21 protein-coding genes and 1 tRNA gene are annotated in these 20453 nt (G+C 68.6%); 12 read left to right on the forward strand and 10 right to left on the reverse strand.

Features of this window, described 5'->3' with window-relative positions:
• Positions 1 to 136 precede the first annotated feature (136 nt).
• The gene (locus ISP14_RS06340) at positions 137 to 1195 is read left to right on the forward strand and encodes an HD domain-containing phosphohydrolase (RefSeq protein ID WP_404537288.1); all 1059 of its coding nucleotides are present in this window, start codon (positions 137 to 139) and stop codon (positions 1193 to 1195) included.
• A gap of 4 nt (positions 1196 to 1199) precedes the next feature.
• Positions 1200 to 3386 carry an ATP-binding protein gene (locus ISP14_RS06345; protein WP_404537290.1) on the forward strand — a complete coding sequence of 729 codons (2187 nt, stop codon included), beginning with the start codon at positions 1200 to 1202 and terminating at the stop codon, positions 3384 to 3386.
• Here ISP14_RS06345 and ISP14_RS06350 read toward each other — a convergent pair whose 3' ends face one another.
• From ISP14_RS06350 to ISP14_RS06365, 4 genes are all read right to left on the reverse strand, one after another.
• On the reverse strand, positions 3387 to 4283 hold the full coding sequence (locus ISP14_RS06350; RefSeq protein WP_404537292.1) for a crotonase/enoyl-CoA hydratase family protein: 897 nt from the start codon (positions 4281 to 4283) through the stop codon (positions 3387 to 3389).
• 219 nt (positions 4284 to 4502) lie between these two features.
• Positions 4503 to 5756 (reverse strand): heme biosynthesis HemY N-terminal domain-containing protein, encoded by a 1254-nt coding sequence (locus tag ISP14_RS06355; RefSeq protein WP_404537294.1) that lies wholly within the window; start codon positions 5754 to 5756, stop codon positions 4503 to 4505.
• A complete protein-coding gene (locus ISP14_RS06360) occupies positions 5753 to 6868 on the reverse strand; it encodes a uroporphyrinogen-III C-methyltransferase (RefSeq protein ID WP_404537296.1) in 1116 nt (371 codons plus the stop codon). The genes ISP14_RS06355 and ISP14_RS06360 overlap by 4 nt, the downstream gene beginning before the upstream one ends.
• A 54-nt stretch (positions 6869 to 6922) precedes the next feature.
• Positions 6923 to 7687, reverse strand: a complete 765-nt coding sequence (locus ISP14_RS06365) for a uroporphyrinogen-III synthase (protein ID WP_404537298.1) — start codon at positions 7685 to 7687, stop codon at positions 6923 to 6925.
• 71 nt (positions 7688 to 7758) lie between these two features.
• On the opposite strand from ISP14_RS06365, the gene ISP14_RS06370 reads away from it, so the two are divergent.
• From ISP14_RS06370 to ISP14_RS06380, 3 genes are all read left to right on the forward strand, one after another.
• Positions 7759 to 8223, forward strand: a complete 465-nt coding sequence (locus ISP14_RS06370) for a YiiD C-terminal domain-containing protein (protein ID WP_404537300.1) — start codon at positions 7759 to 7761, stop codon at positions 8221 to 8223.
• Positions 8224 to 8275: 52 nt separating this feature from the next.
• A complete protein-coding gene (locus ISP14_RS06375; RefSeq protein WP_404537301.1) occupies positions 8276 to 8689 on the forward strand; it encodes a hypothetical protein in 414 nt (137 codons plus the stop codon).
• A 103-nt stretch (positions 8690 to 8792) separates the two neighbouring features.
• A complete protein-coding gene (locus ISP14_RS06380; protein WP_404537303.1) occupies positions 8793 to 9239 on the forward strand; it encodes a rhodanese-like domain-containing protein in 447 nt (148 codons plus the stop codon).
• Positions 9240 to 9308: 69 nt separating this feature from the next.
• On the opposite strand, the gene ISP14_RS06385 is transcribed toward ISP14_RS06380, so the two are convergent.
• Positions 9309 to 10364, reverse strand: a complete 1056-nt coding sequence (locus tag ISP14_RS06385; RefSeq protein ID WP_404537305.1) for a 2Fe-2S iron-sulfur cluster-binding protein — start codon at positions 10362 to 10364, stop codon at positions 9309 to 9311.
• Between the two features lie 63 nt (positions 10365 to 10427).
• On the opposite strand from ISP14_RS06385, the gene ISP14_RS06390 reads away from it, so the two are divergent.
• The 3 genes from ISP14_RS06390 (at position 10428) to ISP14_RS06400 (ending at position 12315) form a co-directional block, all read left to right on the forward strand.
• Positions 10428 to 10868: a hotdog fold thioesterase gene (locus ISP14_RS06390; protein ID WP_404537307.1), complete on the forward strand. Its 441-nt coding sequence runs from the start codon at positions 10428 to 10430 to the stop codon at positions 10866 to 10868.
• Positions 10865 to 11809 carry a serine/threonine protein kinase gene (locus ISP14_RS06395; protein ID WP_404537309.1) on the forward strand — a complete coding sequence of 315 codons (945 nt, stop codon included), beginning with the start codon at positions 10865 to 10867 and terminating at the stop codon, positions 11807 to 11809. The genes ISP14_RS06390 and ISP14_RS06395 overlap by 4 nt, the downstream gene beginning before the upstream one ends.
• A 71-nt stretch (positions 11810 to 11880) precedes the next feature.
• On the forward strand, positions 11881 to 12315 hold the full coding sequence (locus ISP14_RS06400; RefSeq protein ID WP_404537311.1) for a hypothetical protein: 435 nt from the start codon (positions 11881 to 11883) through the stop codon (positions 12313 to 12315).
• A gap of 7 nt (positions 12316 to 12322) precedes the next feature.
• On the opposite strand, the gene ISP14_RS06405 is transcribed toward ISP14_RS06400, so the two are convergent.
• The 5 genes from ISP14_RS06405 to ISP14_RS06425 form a co-directional block, all read right to left on the reverse strand.
• Positions 12323 to 13606 carry a sensor histidine kinase gene (locus tag ISP14_RS06405; RefSeq protein ID WP_404537313.1) on the reverse strand — a complete coding sequence of 428 codons (1284 nt, stop codon included), beginning with the start codon at positions 13604 to 13606 and terminating at the stop codon, positions 12323 to 12325.
• Positions 13590 to 14276 carry a response regulator transcription factor gene (locus tag ISP14_RS06410; RefSeq protein ID WP_404537315.1) on the reverse strand — a complete coding sequence of 229 codons (687 nt, stop codon included), beginning with the start codon at positions 14274 to 14276 and terminating at the stop codon, positions 13590 to 13592. The genes ISP14_RS06405 and ISP14_RS06410 overlap by 17 nt, the downstream gene beginning before the upstream one ends.
• A gap of 284 nt (positions 14277 to 14560) precedes the next feature.
• Positions 14561 to 15466: a 30S ribosomal protein S6--L-glutamate ligase gene (gene rimK / locus ISP14_RS06415; RefSeq protein WP_404537317.1), complete on the reverse strand. Its 906-nt coding sequence runs from the start codon at positions 15464 to 15466 to the stop codon at positions 14561 to 14563.
• Positions 15463 to 15915: an ATP-dependent zinc protease family protein gene (locus ISP14_RS06420; protein WP_404537319.1), complete on the reverse strand. Its 453-nt coding sequence runs from the start codon at positions 15913 to 15915 to the stop codon at positions 15463 to 15465. The genes rimK and ISP14_RS06420 overlap by 4 nt, the downstream gene beginning before the upstream one ends.
• A gap of 93 nt (positions 15916 to 16008) precedes the next feature.
• Positions 16009 to 16082 (reverse strand) — tRNA-Gly (locus ISP14_RS06425).
• 250 nt (positions 16083 to 16332) lie between these two features.
• Here ISP14_RS06425 and ISP14_RS06430 point away from each other — a divergent pair.
• From ISP14_RS06430 to trmB, 4 genes are all read left to right on the forward strand, one after another.
• Complete coding sequence (locus ISP14_RS06430; RefSeq protein WP_404537320.1) at positions 16333 to 18546, forward strand: DUF6600 domain-containing protein; 2214 nt, start codon at positions 16333 to 16335, stop codon at positions 18544 to 18546.
• Between the two features lie 70 nt (positions 18547 to 18616).
• A complete protein-coding gene (gene thiS / locus ISP14_RS06435) occupies positions 18617 to 18817 on the forward strand; it encodes a sulfur carrier protein ThiS (RefSeq protein WP_404537322.1) in 201 nt (66 codons plus the stop codon).
• 67 nt (positions 18818 to 18884) lie between these two features.
• A complete protein-coding gene (locus tag ISP14_RS06440; RefSeq protein ID WP_404537325.1) occupies positions 18885 to 19685 on the forward strand; it encodes a thiazole synthase in 801 nt (266 codons plus the stop codon).
• A 4-nt stretch (positions 19686 to 19689) separates the two neighbouring features.
• Positions 19690 to 20424 (forward strand): tRNA (guanosine(46)-N7)-methyltransferase TrmB, encoded by a 735-nt coding sequence (gene trmB, locus ISP14_RS06445; RefSeq protein ID WP_404537327.1) that lies wholly within the window; start codon positions 19690 to 19692, stop codon positions 20422 to 20424.
• Positions 20425 to 20453: the final 29 nt, after the last annotated feature.

Consider the following 20453-nt stretch of genomic DNA (forward strand, 5'->3'; position numbering starts at 1 on the left):
GAACCCCGTTCCCGCCACTCCCGGCCACGTTCTTTTGGGAGTCCAAACCCGTCTGCCGCCCCTTGCCAAGGCGCCGGATTGCGGGGAGGATGCGGGCAATCGCGCCTTCCTGCGTTCTGGCCGAGAGGAGGATTGCATGGATGTCGTGATCGTCGACGACCAACCTTCGGCACGCACGATGCTTCGGCATATCGTGCAGGGCATCGGGCCGCAGCTCGTCGTGCATGATTTCGGTGTCCCCGTGGAAGCCTTGAACTGGTGCCAGGACAACCGGCCCGACCTGCTGCTGCTGGACTATCGCATGCCGGACATGGACGGGCTGGAGTTGGCCAAGGCCTTCCGCGAGCCGTTACGGAACCGGGATGTGCCTATCGTGCTGGTCACGGTGGTGGGCGACGAACCGGTGCGGCAGGCCGCACTGGATGCCGGGGTAATCGATTTCCTGGTCAAACCGATCCACCCGCGCGAGCTGCGCGCGCGTTGCCGCAACCTGCTGCAGTTGCGCCAGCAGTCGGAATCGATCAAGCAGCGTTCGCTGTCGCTGGAGCAACGGCTCCTGGCCAGCATGCACGAAGTCGAGGAACGCGAACGCGAGACCTTGTCGCGGCTTGCGCGAGCCATCGAACTCCGCGATGCCGGCACCAGCGCCTATCTTGAGCGCATGTCGCATATAGCAGGACTGATTGCGGAGGGCCTGGGGCTGCCGGAGGAGCAGGTGCGCACCATCGAGCTGGCCGCGCCGCTGCACGATATAGGCAAGATCGCCATCCCCGACGCGATCCTGATGAAGCCGGGCCCGCTGAACGCGGACGAGCGTTCGCGCATGCAGCAGCACCCGCGCATCGGCTACCAGTTATTGCAGGACAGCCAGAACCGCTTCATCCAGGCGGGGGCGCAGATCGCGTTGCGCCACCATGAGCATTGGAATGGCAAGGGCTACCCGGACGGGCTGGCGGGCGAGGAGATCCCGCTGGAGGCACGGGTGACGACCGTGGCCGACGTGCTGGATGCCTTGCTGTCGCCGCGCCCGTACAAAGAGGCATGGAGCATCGGGCGCTCGCTCGAATTCATCGGCACGCAAAGCGGCGTCATGCTGGATCCGGCCTGCGTACGCGCCCTGATGGACAACTTGCCGCGGCTGTACGGCATTTGCGAGCGCTACTCCAATGTCCCGCGGCATCGCGATTGGCGTTGACGGCATGCTCACGGCACTGGCCTGGATGCGACTGAGGCTGCGCGGACGCGCAGACAGCGAGCACGCGCAGGTGTTCGTGCGCATCGCGATCACCTTGCTGTTCTCCGTCTACCTTGGCTGGAAAGTCGGCTGGGGTGACAACGATCAGGCGTTGTTCTCGACCTGGCTGATCCTGCTCGGCGAGCTGGCGCTTTCGATCGGCCTGCTTGCCGCCATTCTCATCGCGCCTCAGCCGTCGCAGGTGCGACGCTGGCTCGGGATGCTGGCCGACTACGCGGCGATCGGTGGGGTCATGTACCTGCAGGGCGAGTCGGCCTCCCCGCTGTACGCGGCATACCTGTGGGTGTCGATCGGCAACGGCATGCGCTACGGGCCGCTCTACCTGTATGCCTCCACCACACTGGCCGCGCTGTCGTTCGCGGCCATGATGGCCTTCACTCCGTACTGGCTGCAGAACCGCTACCTGTCCTGGGGATTGCTGCTAGGCCTGGTCGCCGTGCCGCTGTACTTCGCCTCCCTGCTCAAGGCGTTGACCGCCGCGATCGAGGAAGCCCGCCGCGCCAATCTGGCCAAGAGCCGGTTCCTCGCCAACATGAGCCACGAGTTCCGCACCCCGCTGAACGGGTTGTCGGGCATGTCGGAGCTGTTGGCGAGCACCCGGCTGGATGCCGAGCAGCGCGGCTACCTGGAAACCATCCAGGCGGCCAGCCGCTCCCTGCTGGCCCTGGTGGAGGACGTGCTGGACATCTCGGCGATCGAGGCCGGCAAGCTGCGCTTGAAGCAGGAGGCGTTCAACCTGAATGCCTTGCTGGAACAGATCAACCTGATGCTGCGCCCCGAGGCGCGCTCGAAGCGGCTGGACTACACGGTGACGGTATCGCCGGAAGTGCCCGTGCAACTGCGTGGCGACGCCCACCACTTGCAGCAGGTACTGGTGAACCTGCTGAGCAACGCGATCAAGTTCACCGCGTCGGGCGAAGTCCGCATGACCGTGGCGAAATCGGCCGGGGGCGGCAGCGGGCAACTGCGCCTGCGCTTCACGGTTTCGGACACCGGCATCGGCATACCCGCATCGGCGCGTGCGCGACTGTTCGAGGCCTTCGAGCAGGCCGACAACAGCCTCGCCCGCAAGCACCAGGGCAGCGGGCTGGGCACCACGATCGCCAAGGGCCTGACCGAGGCCATGGGTGGATCGATCGGGTTCGAAAGCCACGAGAACGTCGGCAGCCGGTTCTGGGTCGAGCTGCCGTTCGAACCCGCCGTCGAACCCGCGCGCGCATCCGCCGAAGGCAAATTGCAGAGCACGGACGCGCGCCTACCGCCGTCACCGTCGCCGGCGCACAACGTCATTGCGTTTGCCGATCCGTTCTCGCGCCATCGTGCGCGGATCAAGTCCGTGCGCATCCTGGTCGCCGACGATCATGCCGCCAACCGCCTGCTTCTGCAGGGCGTGCTGCAAAAGGCCGGACACCGGGTCATGACCGTGGAGGACGGCGAAGACGCACTGGATGCGTTGGCGGGCGGCGGGTTCGAGCTGGCGCTGGTAGACCTGCACATGCCGTCGCTGAGCGGCATCGACCTGTTGCGTCAGCTGCGCGTGATGGAAGCCGGCACGCGCACCCGTACCCCGGTGGTGGTCATCAGCGCCGATGCCACTCCCGAATCGGCACGGGTATGCCGTGACGCCGGCGCACGTGCATTCATCACCAAACCCTTCGCCGCCGCAAGGCTGCTCGACGCCATCGCGGCGATCCTGACAGGTGGGGACGGCGAGGAACTGGACAGCTCCACCCCAGGCGCGCACGCCTCTGCCGGGGAGGTGCTGGACACATCGGTACTCGATGAATTCGCGTCGCTTGGCATGGGGAAGGCCTTCGAAGCCGACTTCGTCGGCCAGTGCATCGCCGATGCGCGGGTGGCGCTGGCAAGGATGCGCCAGGCCGGAGCGGAGGCCGACTGGGAGCGCTTCCGCGACCAAGCGCATGCCATGAAGGGGATCTCCGGCAATCTGGGCCTGGTGCAGTGCGCCGGCTTGAGCGGCGGCATGATGCGGATGACCGCCTTCGAGCTGGAACGCGACTGGCAGCGCCACTGCGACAGCCTGACGCAACGCCTGCGCGACGGCGAACAGGCGCTGCAGGCGCGCGGGAGCTGGACACCCGCGCGCGAGGACAGTCCGCAGTCATCATGATCAGGCCTGCACCGCAGCCGGTTCGCCGTGTCGGCGATACTGCGCGCGTACCAGCCGCTCCATGGTGCGCAGCGACTTCCCGCCGAGCTGCAACGCCGTATCCACCCAGATCTCGGTAATCGCCATCATCTCTTCCAGCGTCACCGGTTGCGCCAGCGCCCGGACCCGATGCATGGCCATGCGCGCATGCGGGATGCGGCGATTGCTGCGGATGACTTCCTCGACCGCCTGCACGCCTTGACCGCGCGGAGCCAGGACGTCCACCAGCCCCATCTTGTAAAGCTCCTCGGTGGAAAGGATGTCGCCGCTGAGCATCAGTCGCTCGGCCTGCTGCGGCGGGATACGCTTGCACAGGAAGGAGTAGGCGCCCATCCCCGGGAACAGGTCGAACAGCACCTCCGGCAGGCCCATGCCGACGCCTTCTTCCGCAACGATGGTGTGGCAGCTCAATGCCGCTTCGAAGCCGCCGCCCAAGGCGTCACCCTGCACCAACGCGATGCTGTGTGCGTCGGCATCGAGTCCGGCATGGAACGCATGCACACCGCGCACGCACTGCCGTGCGTAGGTCAGCAGCGCAGGACGGTTCTGCCGGCGGATCGACTCGCAGAAGTATTCGAGATCGCCGCCGAGGTTGAACGCATCGCAATCGGAGGCGAGCACCACATGCCGCAGTCCGGCTTCGCCAAGCATGCGCTCCCGGCGCAGCCTGTCGCCCAGGACGTTCTGATACTGCAGGATGTCGGCAACCAGTGCCGGCTTGAAGCAGGCGCGGCCGGGCAAGGTAGCCAGGTCGGCATGCATGTGGCACCAGTGCACAGAGGCATCTGCACTTTCGGTGACACGCAGGGTGGGGTAACGGGGGACAGAAGCAAGCTTCTCCAGGATCGCGGTAGCCATGGTCGCTCCAGACGGTTTGTGCCAGCCCGGGCCATGGCCGGCGGGACAGGGTAGGTACGCCGAGAGAGGCCCGGGGCCTCTATGCACCTAAATGGTCTGAAGTGCAAGGAAAAACCAGGCCCGGGGCTACCGGAAGGCGGCGACCGATCCGGTTGTGCAACCGGGGTCACGGACACCCGTCGCCCGACACGCGTTCTTCACGGGACAGGCCCGAAGGGGCTAGCCGCGCAACCGCGGCACCCCGTGCTCATCGCGTTCCTCTACCGCAATCGCGCTGGTGTCGATCACACCACTGGCCCGACCGGGGGGCTGCTGCACGGTCTCGCCGCGAGCCATGGCCAAGGCATTGCGGTAGCAGCGCTGGGCCTGGGCGGCGTCGCCCTGGCCTTGCCAGGTGTCGCCCAGCGCTTCCCAGGTACCGGCACCGGGTTCGAGCGCCAGCGAGCGTTCGAGGTACTGGCGGGCCTTGCCCCATAGTTTCGAACGCACACAGATACGGCCCAGGGCGAGCAGCAGCGCGGGGTCGTTGGGATGCTGGTCGAGCCAGCTTTCGCCACGGCGCAGGCGGGCGTCGAGGTCGCCGCCGGCGAGCACGCCGTAGGCCTCCACCAGGTCCGGCGACCATTCGCGCCGCAACGCCGATTCGAGCTCATCCATCGCCGGCAGCACCAGGCCGAAGCCGGCCGCACGGCGCGCGTAGGCGTCGATGGCGGCAGGGGCGCGGCGCTGGGTCTTGGGCAGCTGCGACCACAGCGTATTGAGCACGGCGCCGTCAGGCGCGGCGTCGATGGCGGCGACCAGTACCCTGGCCTCGAGCGCGGCATAACCGCGTGTACCGAGCGCGCCGCTTTTCTGCAGCGGCTCCAGCGCGGAAAGCGCACGGCGGGTGTCGCCCGCGGCCAGTGCGGAAAGTGCCAGCTCGCGCCAACCGCCCGGCGGCAACGCAGCCTTGTCGGCGTCGGGCGCGAGCAGGGCCAGCGCCTCGGCAGCCTTGTCGTCGCGACGCAGCACGCGGGCGCGCAACACGCGGGCGGCCTGCGGTGCGGCCTGCGAGGCCTCGGCAAGGATTTCCAGCGCGCGGCTGTGTTCGCCGCGCCGCGAGGCAGCCTCGGCGGAGGCCAGCAAGGCCACGCCGCGCAACGCGCCCAGCCGCGAGGCGCGGTTGAGGTCGCGCTCGGCGTCGCCGTGGCGGCCTTCCATCAGCGCGATCAGGCCTTCCGCCAGCCGCTTGCGGCTGAGCCGGCGATGCCGCCGTGACAACGCACCGAAAGGCCAGCGCAACAGCCGCCATGCCACGGTGAGCACGGCCCAGGCCAGTAGCAGGATAGCCACCGTGGCGAGCAATGAGGTCTCTACCTTCCAGCCGCGGATGCGCACCAGCACATAGCCGGGATCGGCCGCCACCCAATGCCAGCCGAACGCGGCCAGCGCGGCGACCACCACCAGCAGCAGGATCCAGCGCCAAAGACTCATCGCGCGGCTCCCGCGCCGTGTGCCGGCGCAGCCGTGCTGGCCGCCGCCGCGGGGCTGTTCGACAGCGCGTGCACCGCGCGCAGGTTGCGCAGTTCGGTAAGCGCGGCACCCAGCTGCACCGGCGTGTTGTCCGGCAAGGCACCAGCCAGCTGCTGCAACGTGGCGCGCGCCTGTTGCACGGCCTCGGCGCTGTCGTCGAACTGGCTGGCGAGCCCGGCGTCGGCACGTTGCAGTGCCGCCGCCCAGGCCTTGGGATCGTGCGCGAGCAAGGCGGCCTGCGCCTGCGCAAGGTCCAGCGCTAGCAGTTCGCGCGCGAAGCGCGCATCGGCTACGGCTAGTGGCGCACCGTTGTCGCGCTGCACGCTGACCACGCCGGCGAGCGCGCGACCGATGCGCGACCACGCGCTGCTCGAGGAGGCGCTGGCGGGTGCATCCAGCGGCTTCAGCGGCAAGGAGGGCAGCACACCACGCAACGTGGTGAGCTTGGCTAGCGCCTCCGTCTGGCCGGTGGGCTGGCTGGCGAGCAGCGCGCGGCGCTCGGTTTCCACACCCTGGCGCAATCCCGCGAACGCGCCGTCGTTCACCGCGGCCAGCGTCTGCGCGGCCAATGCGTAGGCAGCCGCCGCGCCCTGCGTGTCGTGGAACAGTTCGTAGCGCTCCTTGGCCATGCGCAACAGCGACTCGGCCTCATCGAGCAAGGTGGCGTCATGCGCGGAGAGCGTGTTCTCAGAGAGCTTGCCCACCGCCTCTTCCAACATGCGCAGTCGATCACCCTGTGTCTGCTGCGCGGCCTGCATGCCGCGGTCGCGCTGGTCGGCGGCATCCAGTCGCTGGGCGAGGTCTGTACTGCCGCCTTTCAGGCTGTCCAGCTTGTGCTCCAGCGCGTTTACGCGATTGAGCAAGTCCACTGTGTTCAGCACGGCGGCATTGACGCCGACTCGCTGCTGCCACTGGCGCCAGCCTACGTAGCCGGCTGCCAGCAAGGCCAGCAACGCCAACAGCAGGGCCAGCGCGACGCTGCCTCCGCGCGGCGCGGCATGGCGGGATGCAGGTTTCGTGGCACGCGGCGCAGATGCCGGCGTGGCGGACGGTGCAGACTCGTGCTCGTTCATGCCCGGCATGCTAGCAGGCAGGCCCGCGACGTTCGTTGCAAGGCCGTGAAACGATCAGCGCTGGGCCGCAGCCTCGAGCAGATCGCCGGCCAGCGCGGACCCGGCCTGCACGATGCGCGTAAAACCCGCTGCACGCGCGGCTTGCGCCAGCCGTGCACTGCTGACCACGACCACTGCCGCACGCAGGCGCGCCAGTGCCGGCGCCGGCAACAAGTCCACCAGGTTCTGCAGCGCCTCGGCACTGGATAGCAGCATCCGCGCCGAACGCGGCAGCGCCAGTACGGCTTCGGCATGCCGACGGCCCAGCCGCGGCGGCACGCGCCGGTACACCTGCAGCTCGCGCAGCCGCGCGCCGCGCGCGGCCAGCTGTTCGCGCAGTACGCCACGGCCGCCGGGCGCGCCGACCAGCGCCACACGCTTGCCGCGCAGGGCCTGCGTGGCGGACAGATCGAGCAGGCCGTCGCTGTCCTGCCGCGACGGCGCCTGCGCGGACACGCCGTGCCGGCGCAGCGCCTGCGCCGTGCCCTGCCCCACGGCCAGCACCGTGGCGCGCGTGCGCAAGGGCACTAACGCAGCGGCGAAACGCACCGAGGCGGGACTGGTGAACACCAAGAGCTGATCGCTCAGCGCGGCGCGCATCTGCGTGCGCAGGCTTGCTTCGTCTGTCGTGCCGCGCAGCGACAGGCCCGGCAACAGCAGCGGCACGCCGCCGCACGCACGCACGCGCCGCGCCAGCGCGGCGGCAGTGCCGGCCGGACGGGTGATCACCACCACACGGCCGCGCAACGCGAACGGCTTGCTTGCACTTGAGGAAGGCACCTGCGCCCCACATCATTCCGGCTCGGACAACCCGCAGTCTAGCGGTTGCCATCACCCCCAATGGATCGCCCGTGAACCCAAGCAACAACGCAGCACACGATTTGGTCGGCTTCATCCGCGACAAGATCCCGCTGGCGCGGGCGATGGACCTCGAACTGCTGGCCCACAACGACGAACTGCTCATCCTGGGCGCACCGCTGGCGCCCAACGTCAACGACAAGGGCTGCGCGTTCGGCGGCAGCCTGGTGAGCCTGATGACGCTGTGCGGCTGGGGTCTGGTGGAGCTGGCGCTGCGCAAGCAAGGCCACGACTGCGATGTGTTCGTGGGCGAATCCACCGTGCGCTACCTGCAGCCGGTATGGGCGGATTTCCGCGCCGAGGCGCGGCTGGCCGAGGACGCGGACTGGGCCGGATTCTTCGCCACCCTGCAGGCACGTGGCAGGGCACGCATCGAAGTGAGCTGCCATGTGCCCGGCACGGACGGCCTGCCAGCGGCCACCTTGACCGCCCGCTTCGTCGCCAAGCGCCGCGATTGAAGCGGCGCGCCCGCCGCCGCAGAATGGCGAGGATCCCCGGGGGACAACCACCATGCGTCGTATCCTGCTCCTGCCCGTCGCCAGCGCCGCCCTGCTGCTGGCCGGCTGCGCACAAAACACCCGCAGCGATAACCTGACCTCCACACTCAGGGCCTACGGCGGCGCCATACGCTGGGATGGCCTGGAGAGTGCGCTGCAGTTCGTCGACCCCAAGGTGCTCAAGGAACATCCGCCCTCGAACATCGACCTGGCGCGCTACCAGCAGGTACGCGTCACCGACTACGACGAGGGCTCCGGCCCGGCGGCGGTCAACCAGGACGAAGTGCAGCAGACGGTGCAGATCAGCTTCGTCAACATCCACACCCAGGTCGAACGCAGCGTCGTCCAGCGCCAGGTCTGGCGCTACGACGAGAAGACCAAGCACTGGTGGCTGGAGAGCGGCCTGCCGGACATCCGCCAGGATTGATGGCGGCCGGACTTGTAGCAGCCGGACTTATAGCGGCATCGGATGCCCGTATAATCGCCGGTTCGACCGTACCGGCGCGGCTGTCGCGCCCCGTGGAACCGACATGCAAGATTTCCTGCACAAGCTGCCCCAGTTCATCGGCAACCACGCGGCGCTCGCCGCGCTGTTCGCAATCCTGCTGATCGCACTGATCGTGGTGCAGATCGGCGTCCTGTTCAGCAAGAGCAAGGAACTGACGCCGGCCGGCCTGACCCAGCTCATCAATCGCGACAACCCGCTGCTGATCGACCTTTCGGCGATCGCCGATTTCGAGAAGATGCACGTGCCCGGCGCGCGCCACGTGCTGATGAGCCAGTTCGACCCCGAGCACAAGGACCTGGCCAAGGCCAAGGAACTGCCGGTGGTGGTGATGGACAAGGACGGCCGCGGCAACGCCGCGAAGGCTTCGCAGCGGCTGGTCAAGGCCGGCTTCCAGCGGGTCTACACCCTGGGCGGCGGCGTGCTGTCCTGGCAGCAGGCCCAGCTGCCAGTGGCCAAGGGCAACAAGTAAGAGCGCACCCGGTGCGCGAGAGCTCTTTGGCGGTTACCGGCCAAAAGCCATCGCGCGCAAGGCGCACTCCTACAGGTGAAAACCGGCGCGGCCGGCGATGATCTGCGCCAGCACGTCCGGCGCGTAATCGAACGAGTCGTAGTACAGCCGCTCCTCCGGCAGGCCTGCCGCCACGAAGCGGTGGCGCGCGATGTCGATCATCGCGGGCGGCCCGCTCATGTAGACGTCGTGGCCAGACAAGTCGGCGTAATCGGCCAGCACGGCCTCGTGCACCAATCCCGCGCGCCACCCCGCGCCGGCAGCTTGTTCCACGTCGGACAGCACCGCGTGAAAGCGCAGCTGCCGTGCCTGTCGCCGCCACTGTTCGATCTTCGGCAGCAGATACAGATCGGCCGCGCTGCGCACGCCCCAGTACACATCCATCGTGCGGCGCGAGCCCAGCGCGAGAAAGTGCTCGACAATCGCCTTCACCGGCGCGATGCCGGTGCCGCCGGCCATGAAGATCATCGGCCGCTCCGAATCCTCGCGCGCCACGAAGGTACCCAACGGCGCCTCGATGCGCATCACATCGCCCACCGCAAGCTCGTCGGCCACCCGCGAGGTGAAGCCGCCGCCGGCGACGTGGCGCACGTGCAGCTCGATCGTGCCGTCCGGCTGCGGGCCGTTGGCGATCGAGAACGGTCGCCGCCGCCCCTCGTCCAGCAGCACATCGAGATACTGGCCCGGCAACCATTGCAGCCTCGCCTCGCCATCGACGGGTTGCAGATGCAACCCGGTCACGTCGGGCGCCAGCACCCGCTTCTCGGTCACACGCACGCTGAGCTGGCGGCGCGCGATGTCTTCCACCGAGGCCACCTCGCGTGCCTCCAGCAACAGGTCGCTGGCCGGCACCGCCTGGCACAGCAGCACGGCATGATGGGCGCGCTCGTCGGCGTCCAGCGCCAGCGGCGGGTTGCGCGGGTAGTCGCAGCGGCCGGCGAGCAAGGTGGCCTTGCAGCTGCCGCAGACGCCGGCGCGGCACGAGTATGGCAAGGCGATGCCGGCACGCTGCGCGGCTTCCAGCACGGTTTCGCCCGCGGCCACGTCGAAGCGACGGCCGGTGCTTTTCAGGGTGACGGTGAACACGCGCACATTGTCGCCGCGATGGCGGTCGGCCGACAATGGAGGCCTGTTAAACGAGGAACGGGCATGGGTATCTGGCAGCAGGACATCGATCTGGCGCGCGTCAACGGGTGGAGCGCAAACACGCTGATGGAGGCGCTGGACATCCGCATCACCGCCGCCGGCGACGACTGGCTGCGCGGCACCATGCCGGTGGACCAGCGCACCCACCAGCCCTACGGCCTGCTGCACGGCGGCGCTTCCGTGGCGCTGGCCGAGACACTGGGCAGCACCGCGGCGATGCTCACGCTCGATCCGGCGCAGTTCCACGTCGTCGGCCTGGAGATCAACGCGAACCACGTACGCGGCGTGCGCGAAGGCATCGTCACCGGTACCGCGAAGGCATTGCACCTGGGGCGCAGCACCCAGCTGTGGGAGATCCGCATCGAGGACGAGCGGCAACGGCTGGTGTGCGTGTCCCGACTGACCATGGCGGTGGTACCGGTCGACGTGGTGGCGCCGCGTTGAACGACACGCCTTACGCGGACCTCACCCCCGACCGGGTGCTCGACGCCGTGGGCGCCTGCGGCCTGTGGCCGGATGGCCGCCTGCTCGCGCTCAACAGCTACGAGAACCGCGTGTGGCAGGTGGGCATCGAGGACGCCTCGCCGGTGATCGCGAAGTTCTATCGTCCTGGCCGCTGGAGCGATGCGGCGATCCTGGAAGAGCATGCTTTTGCACAGGAACTGGCAGTGGATGAGGTGCCGATGGTGGCGCCGCTCGCGTTCGACGGTCGCAGCCTGCTGCTGCACGGCGGCTTCCGCTATGCGCTGGCGCCGCGCCACGGCGGCCGCGCGCCCGCGCTGGAATCGCGCGAGCAACTGGAGTGGCTGGGCCGCCTGCTCGCGCGCCTGCACGCGGTGGGCACGCGCCGCCCGTTTTCGCATCGCGGCGCGCTAGACCGCACCACGCTGATCGCGCAGCCGATGCAGGCCGTACTGGCTTCGTCGCTGCTGCCCGCGCACCTGCATGCCGCCTACCGCAACGCGGCGCAGCGGCTCGACGCAGCCGTGGCCGCGCGTTTCGATGCCGTAGGCCCCGTGCGCACGCTGCGCCTGCATGGCGACTGCCACCCCGGCAACATTCTCTGGACCGATGCCGGCCCGCACTTCGTCGACCTCGACGACGCGCGCATGGGCCCGGCGGTGCAGGACCTGTGGATGCTCGCCAGCGACGAGACGACGATGCACGCGCTGCTGGACGGCTATACCCAGCTGCGCGACTTCGATCACGCGGAACTCGCGCTGGTGCCCGCGCTGCGCGCAATGCGCCAGCTGCATTACGCCGGCTGGATCGCCCAGCGCTGGCACGACCCTGCCTTCCCCGCCGCCTTCCCGTTCGTGGCCGAGGCCCGCTGGTGGGACGAGCACATCGCCGACTTGCATGAATTGGCCGATGCGCTGGATTGACGCGCTCGGCGAAAGCCAGCGCGCTTTTTGCGCCGATAGCCTAAGCTTCCCTTTTCGAACGAGACCACCGCGTGCGCACCATCCTGTTCCGCCTGATCGGCATCCTCGAAGTGGCTGGCGGCTGCTACGGCATGATCCTGATGCTCTACCGCCTACTGCCGTTCCGCGCGCACGACAGCGTGGTCGCGCTGATCGGCCTGGCGCTGTATGCCTTCGTGCTGGTGGCCGGCGTGCTGCTGCTGGAGAACAGCGAGCGCGGCGTGCGCTGGTCGGGCTGGGCGCAGCTGCTGCAGCTGCCGTTGATCGCCACTCCCGTGTTCAGCTGGGCGCTGTACTGCGGCGGCTACGTCAACGTGTTCGCCACGCTGCATCTGCCGCCGCAGTTGGGGCTGGCCGCGCACTTCGGCAGCCAGGCTTTCGTGCTTGCCGTCGGCGGCCCCGCCGCCGCACACCTCGGTATCAACCTGCTGGCACTGCTGTCGTGGCTGGCGCTGCGGCTGCGCTGAGCGGCCGTCAGCCGAATACGATGCTGGCGATCGCGCCATTGGTGTCGGCGCGTGGACGCATCGACACCTCCCAGCCATAGAGCTCGCACAATCGGCGCACGATGGCGAGGCCCAGGCCCGCACCGCTGCCGCCCGCGCCTTCGCCGCGCACGCCACGCTGGAACAGGCGCTCGGCGTCCTCCGGCTTGATGCCGGGGCCGGTGTCGATCACCTCGATGCGCCCCTTGCCGACCTCGACGCGCACTGTGCCTTCGAGTGTGTACTTGATCGCGTTGCCGATCAGGTTGGTGAGCGCCACCGACAGCACCGAGGCCGGCGCATTGACGCTGACCGGCTCGCGCGCCGCCAGTTCGATCTCGATCGGCTTGCCGCGCACCTGCGGGCGCTGGCTTTCGATCACGTCGGCGGCGACCCTGGCCACTTCGGTGGTCTCGCCGCGGGTGGGGCCGCGCCGCTCGGCACGCGACAAGAGCAGCAGCGCCTCGATCAGTTCGGTGGCCTGGCGCGAGGCGCGCTCGATGCGCTTCAGCCGCTCGCGCAGCTTGTCGGTGAGATCCGGCGAGCCTTGCAGCAGCTCGGTGGTGCTGGCGATCACCGCCAGCGGCGTGCGCAGCTCGTGGCTTACGTCGGAGTTGAACTCGCGGTCACGCTCCACCATCGCGGTGAGCCGCGCCGCGTATTCGTCCAGCGCGTGCGCCAGTTCGCCCACCTCGTCATCGGCGAAATGCTGGGCCAGCGGCTCGGCCTTGCCGGCCTTGCGGAAATCGCGCAGCCTGGTCGCCAGCTGGCTTACCGGCTTGAGCACCTTGCGCGACAACCACAAGCCGATCGCCAGCGACAGCAAGCTGAACAGCAGCACGACCGCGATCAGCGAGGTTACCAGCTGGCGCTTGCCCAGTTCCTCGCGGCTGACGTCGTAGGTGAGAAAGGCAATCAGGCCGTACTTGCGGGCCACCGCAAGCTTGTAATGCCGCTGCCGGCCGTCCTGATCCACGTCATGCATGTCGTAGACGCCGTTGGCAAGGTTCTGCCATGCCAACGGCGCCTTGTAGATGGTGCGGTCACTCCACAGCCACGCGGAGATCAGCTCGGACTGCAACGGCTGGTCGAAATGCTCATGCTTGTTTTCCACCGCCTGATCGATGTCGTGCTGCAACGCCGACACCACGAGCTGGTCTTCGACCTTGGCGCGCACATACAACGAGGCGACAGCAAACAGCACGCTGAGGCCGAAGCCGAACAGCGCGAAGGAGAGGACAAGGCGGAAACGGAGCTTACGCCTGGATTGCATCCGGCTCGACCATCCTGTAGCCGATACCGTGCCGCGTATGGATCAGCGGCTTGTCGAAGGGTTTGTCGATCGCCGCGCGCAAGCCATGGATGTGCACGCGCAGGGAATCGGAATCGGGCAACTCCTCGCCCCATACCTTCTGTTCCAGATCCTGCCGCGTCACCACCGAGGGGCTGGCTTCCATCAGCGCCTGCAGCAGCTTGAGGCCGATCGGGTTGAGCTGGATCGCCTTGCCGGCACGGCTCACCGTGAGCGTGTCGAGGTTGTAGGTGAGATCGGCCACCTTGAGCACGCGGCTCTGCGGACCCTTGCCGCGACGCGCCAGCACTTCCAGGCGCGCGGACAGTTCCTGCAGCGCGAACGGCTTGGTCATGTAATCGTCGGCACCGGACTCGAAACCCGTGAGCTTCTGCTCCAGCGCATCGCGCGCGGTGAGCATCAGGATCGGCGTCTGCTTGTGCGCCTCGTGGCGCAACTTTTTCGCCACCTCGAGGCCGTCCATGCCGGGCAGCGTGAGGTCGAGCACGATCACGTCGAAGTCATGCACCACCGCCAGATGCAGGCCGGTGACGCCGTCGCCGGCGAAATCCGCCACATGGCCACGATCTTCCAGATAGTCGCCGATGTTGGTCGCGATATCGCTGTTGTCTTCAATCACCAGTACGCGCATGCGCCGCTCCGCGATGCCGCCGGCGACATGGGCCGGCCCCGGCCGCAAGCTTAACATTCGCGGCGCGCGAAACTCGCTGCAGGCCGGCTCCAGCCTGAATGCCGGCGTCGTCCAAGAAAAAACCCGGATGAGCCGGCTGCTCGCCGCCGCATCCGGGTACAGGGCTCGTCCCGTTACCGCCATCCACCGTCATCGGACCTTGCGGCACGCTTCAGGCAAATCGACAGCGGGATCGTTTATAGAAGCTTGCGGGTTACGACCGGGTTAACCCGGGCGCACGGCGTTCATCTCGCATTTGCCCCGCCGCGCCGCGCACCGCCAACCTGGTCCTCCAGCAACGCGATGATCGCGTCGGCCACATCCACGCCGGTGGCCGCCTCGATGCCTTCCAGCCCCGGCGAGGCATTCACCTCTAGCACCAGGGGACCACGATCCGAGCGCAGCAAGTCGACGCCGGCGATGCCCAGCCCCATGGCGGCGGCGGCGCGCACCGCGATGCGCCTCTCGGCGGCGCTCAACTTGACCGCCGTCGCGCTGCCGCCACGGTGCAGGTTGGCGCGGAACTCGCCCGCGCTGGCCTCGCGCTGCATTGCCGCCACCACCTTGCCGCCGACCACGAAGCAGCGCAGGTCGCAGCCCTTGGCCTCGGCGATGAATTCCTGCACCAGGAAATTCGCGTACAGGCCGCGGAAAGCCTCGATCACACTTTGCGAGGCGCTGCGCTTTTCCGCCAGCACCACGCCGGTGCCCTGGCTGCCTTCGTTGAGTTTGATCACGTGCGGCGGCTCGCCCAGCATCGCCAGCAAGTCCTCGGTGTCGTCGGGGTTGTCTCCGAACACGGTGACCGGCATCGCGATGCCTTGTGCGGCAAGGATCTGCAGGCTGCGCAGCTTGTCGCGCGCGCGCAGCACCGCATCGGACGAATTGGGTGTGTAGACCCCCATCATTTCCAGCTGGCGCAGCACGGCGGTGCCATAGAACGTGCTCTGCGTACCGATGCGCGGAATCGCCGCATCGAGATCGCGCACCGGCTTGCCCTTGTAACGGATCGCCACGCTGTCCGGCGCAATCCGCACGTAGCAGCGCAGTGGGTCGAGTACGCGTACCACATGGCCGCGCGCACGCGCCGCGTCCACCAGACGCTGGGTGGAATACAGCCGCGTGTTGCGCGAAAGGATGGCGATCTTCATGGATGGTCCGTGGCCGCCAGCGGCAGCCTGGGCTGGGTGTAGGCGCGCGCCGGGTCGACCACGAAGCGCCCGTGCAATGCGCTGCGGCCGAGCAGCATGGGAAACAGCATGTGCCGCCGGTCGGTCAGGTTGATGTCCGCCATGAAGCGCCGCCCGGCCAGCAGGATCTCGCTGCGAATGAACCAGCGTTCGGTGCGGCGGCCGCCGGTGTCGGTGACCACGCGCCGGTCCAGCGCCCGCGCCTCGCATTGCACTTCGTGCGACGACTGCCGCCCGGTGCGTACGGTGAAGCGCAGCCACACCACGCCATCGCGCAGGAAACTTTCCAGCGTTTCCACATGCAGCGCGCTGCTGCGCGCACCGGTATCGAGCTTGGCCTTGAGCTGGGCGATGCCCAGTTGCGGCAGCGCCAGCCGCTCGCGCCAGCCCAGCACCAGCGGACCGGGCACGGTTGGACACGGGGTAGTCGGATCCGTCATCGGCGTCGGCATGCTCGCGGGGGTGGCGATGGGAGCGGCGTCTGGCCATTGCGGGGGAAGCAATGGAGCGGGTGAAGGGAATCGAACCCTCGTCAGTAGCTTGGGAAGCTACAGCTCTACCATTGAGCTACACCCGCGTCGGCCCGCGGATGGTAACCCGGGAAACGGCGCGCTGGGAATCGCCGGCCGGTACACCAGCATGAACCGTCGCCAGCCGATCGATATCCGTCCGCTGAACCATCGGCGCCGCCCGCGCGGAAACTAAGCCGCCCCTAATCCCTGCCGTAGGCATAATCGGGCCGTCAATGCGCTGCGCGCAGCGTGCTTGAAGCCGGGCATGGCATCGCGCCATGCTGATTCGCGTAGCACTGGAACCGGGAGACTCCAATGCGTGTGCATATCGATCTGGTTGCTTCGTGGCGTCGCGGCTGGCGGTTGCTGGCGGTGCTGCTGCTGTGCGTGGCGGCCGGACTGGCCCAGGCGCAGTCCGCCGACACCGACGACAGCGCGCCACCACCGGACCGGGTGGCGAGGCTGTCCTACATCGCCGGCGACCTCGGCTTCCTGCCCGCCGGCAGCCAGGACTGGGCCGGCGCCGACCTCAACCGGCCGCTGACCACCGGCGATCGCCTGTCCACCGGCGACAGCGCCCGCGCCGAACTGGAGCTGGGCGGCGCCAGCCTGCGCATGGCTGGCGGCAGCGACTTCGGCCTGCTCAACCTCAACGACAATCTCGCCCAGGTGGAGCTGACCCAGGGCACGCTGAACCTCAGCGTGCGCCACCTCGACCAGGGCCAGAGCTACGAGATCGACACACCCACGCTGGCGCTGGTGGTGAACCAGCCGGGCACCTTCCGCGTGGACGTGGGCAACGACGGCAGCGGCACCCGTGTCACCGTGTTCAACGGCCAGGCCTCGGTGTACGGCGAGAACAACACGCAACACGACGTGTTCGCCGGGCGCAGCTACCAGTTCGACGACTCCTCGCTGGCGGCACTGATGGTCACCGACATCGGCGGCGGCGACGCCTTCGATGCGTGGTGCAGCGGACGCGACCAGCGCTACGCGCAGTCCGAAGACAACCACTTCGTCTCCGACGACGTGGTCGGTTACCAGGATCTCGACCAGTACGGTAGCTGGCAGACCTCCGCCGACTACGGCGCGGTCTGGTACCCCAGCCAGGTGCCGGTGGGCTGGGCGCCGTACCGCGACGGCCATTGGGCCTACATCGCGCCCTGGGGCTGGACCTGGGTAGACGATTCACCGTGGGGCTTCGCGCCGTACCACTACGGCCGCTGGGCCTACGTCGGCGGCGCCTGGGGCTGGATTCCCGGACCGCGGATGGGGCGACCGGTGTATGCGCCGGCGCTGGTGGCCTTCGTGGGCGGCGGCGGATGGAACGTGTCCATCGGCATCGGCGGCGGCGCTCCGGTGGGCTGGTTCCCGCTGGGCCCGGGCGAGGTCTACAACCCGTGGTACCACTGCGACCGCGCCTACTACCAGCGCGTCAACGTCACCAACATCTATGTGCACAACACCGTCTACCGCAACACGGTCATCAACAACATCAACAACCAGTACAACGACTACCGCGTAGGACGCGCGGCGCAGAACCTGCGTTACGCGAACCGCGCCGCGCCGCGCGGCTTCACCGCCGTATCCGGCACCACCTTCGCCGGCGGCCAGCGCGTGCAGCGCGGCCTGCTGCAGGTCGATCCGCGCCAGCTCGCTTCCGCGCCGGTGCTGGCCCGTGGCGTGACCGCAGTGCGTCCCGACCTGCGCAGCGTAGCGCCGGCGCGCGGCCCGCAGTCGCGACCGCTGCCGACCGCCGACTTCCGCCGCAACGTGGTGGCACGCACCCCGCCGCCGTCCACGCTGCCCGCGGTGCATGCGAACTTCGCCCCGGCGGCCGCACGCGGCCCGCAGCGCACGGCCGCTCCCTTCGCCAACGTGCGCGTGTTGAACAGTCGCGCTGCGCCGCGCCCGGTCGCTGAGCCGCAAACCGAGTCGGCCCGTTTCGCCCCGGCGCAGCCGCGCACGATGCGTGCCCCGGACGCCGCCGGCCAGCCGGACGTGCGCCGGATGGAACCCGCGCCGGCGCAGGCGGGCGCACTGCCCTCGGCCCGATTCGCCCATCCGAATGGCGACGGGCGGAACCTGCCCGCGGTCGAGCCCATCCGCCGCGCGGAACCCGCCGCATCGCCCCAGGCGCCGCGCCCCGGCGTGAGCTATATCTCCGGGCCGGAACAGTCGCCGTCGCAACCGGCCTACCGCAACGAGCGTCCGGCCAATGCCTTGCCGCAACCGCCGCGCTTCGAACGCGCACCCGCGCCGGCGGCCGCACCGGCGGAGCGCGCTCCTGCGCCGGCATACGAGCCCCGCCCGTCGTACCAGCCGCAGCGCGAATACAGCCAACCCGCGTACCAGCCGCAACGCCAGTACGCCCAGCCGCAACCGTCTTACCAGCCGCCTCGCGAATACGCCCAGCCGCGCTATGAGGCACCACACCCCGCTGTACAGGGGCAGGGCCAGGGGCAGCAGCGACACGACAGTTCGGAGCACAAGGCGCCGCCACCGCCACGCAAGGACGATCAGCACTGACGCCTGCGCCTTGTCACCCACCGCGGCGACAAGGCGCCCCGCCCCATTCGGCAGCGGCTACAATGGGCGCATGCAGATCACGCTCAACGGCCAGCCGCGCGATTGCGCTCCCGCTACCACCATCACCCAGCTGCTGGAAACGGCCGGCTACGGCGGTCGGCGCGTGGCGGTGGAGCTGAATCGCGAGATCGTGCCGCGCAGCCAGCACGCCAGCCACGCGCTCGCCGAAGGCGACCAGGTCGAAATCGTCCACGCCATCGGCGGCGGGTGAGTTCGCGCGCCCGATTCCCGCATCCCCGCGACGTTCGCGCCGGACGCCGCCATTGCAAGGCATCTCCATGAATCTCAAGACCCTCGACGTCGCCGATCCGCTGGTCATCGCCGGCACCAGCTACGCCTCGCGCCTGCTCACCGGCACCGGCAAGTACAAGGACTTCGACGAGACCCGCGCCGCCTCGCAGGCGGCTGGCGCGGAGATCGTCACGGTGGCGATCCGCCGCGTGAACATCGGCCAGGATGCGAACGCGCCCAGCCTGCTCGATGCGCTGCCACCGAACGAGTTCACCCTGCTGCCGAACACCGCCGGCTGCTACAACGCGGTCGATGCCGTGCGCACCTGCAAGCTGGCGCGCGAGCTACTGGACGGCCACAAGCTGGTGAAGCTCGAAGTGCTGGGCGACCAGCGCACGCTGTTCCCCGACGTGGTGGAAACGCTGAAGGCCGCCGAGACGCTGGTCGCCGACGGTTTCGACGTGATGGTCTACACCTCGGACGATCCGATCCTGGCCAAACGGCTGGAGGAAATCGGCTGCGTGGCGGTGATGCCGCTGGCCGCGCCGATCGGTTCGGGCCTAGGCATCCAGAACCGCTACAACCTGCTGGAGATCGTCGAGAACGCCAAGGTGCCGATCATCGTCGACGCCGGCGTGGGCACCGCATCCGATGCCGCGGTGGCGATGGAACTGGGCTGCGACGGCGTGCTCATGAACACCGCCATCGCCGGCGCGAAGGACCCGGTGCTGATGGCGCATGCGATGAAGCTGGCGATCCAGGCCGGCCGCGCCGCGTTCAAGGCCGGCCGCATCCCGCGCAAGCGCTACGCCTCGGCATCCAGCCCGATCGACGGCACCATCGGCTGACGCCATGAGCGACACGCACGACCACGAAGACGAACAGGAAGGCGCCGAGCATCCGCATTTCATGCGCCGCATCCGCAGCTTCGTGCTGCGCGAAGGCCGCATGACGCCGGCGCAGCAACGCGCCTTCGACGAACACTGGGCACGCTACGGCATCGATTACAGCGGCAACGCACAGGACTACGCCGCCCGCTTCGGGCGCAGTACGCCGCTGGTGCTGGAGATCGGCTTCGGCAATGGCGAGGCGCTGGCCTGGGCCAGCGAACATGACCCAGAGCGCGACTATCTCGGCGTGGAAGTACACGGCCCCGGTGTGGGCCGGCTGATGAATGCGCTGGCCGCACGCGACGCGCGCAACGTGCGCCTCTACAAGCACGACGCGGTGGAGGTGCTGGAGCACGAGATCGCGCCGGGCACCTTGGCCGAGGCGCGCATCTGGTTTCCCGACCCCTGGCACAAGAAGCGCCACAACAAGCGCCGCATCGTCCAACCTGCCTTCGTCGCCCTGCTCGCCTCGCGCATGGCCCCCGGCGGCCTGCTGCACCTGGCCACCGACTGGCAGCCCTACGCCGAACACATGCTGGAAACGATGGAAGCGGCGCCCGGCTGGCGCAACGCCATCGCCCCCGGCCAATATGCCGAGAAGCCGGCGTGGCGCATCGAGACCCACTTCGAGCGGCGCGGGCTGAAGCTGGGGCATGGCGTGTGGGACCTGCTCTACCAAGCCGCCTCAACGAAATAATAGCCACGCCGCCCTTTCGGGCGGCGTCT

The sequence above is a fragment of the Dyella agri genome (assembly GCF_044904705.1).
GTDB classification, from domain to species: Bacteria; Pseudomonadota; Gammaproteobacteria; order Xanthomonadales; family Rhodanobacteraceae; genus Rhodanobacter_A; species Rhodanobacter_A agri.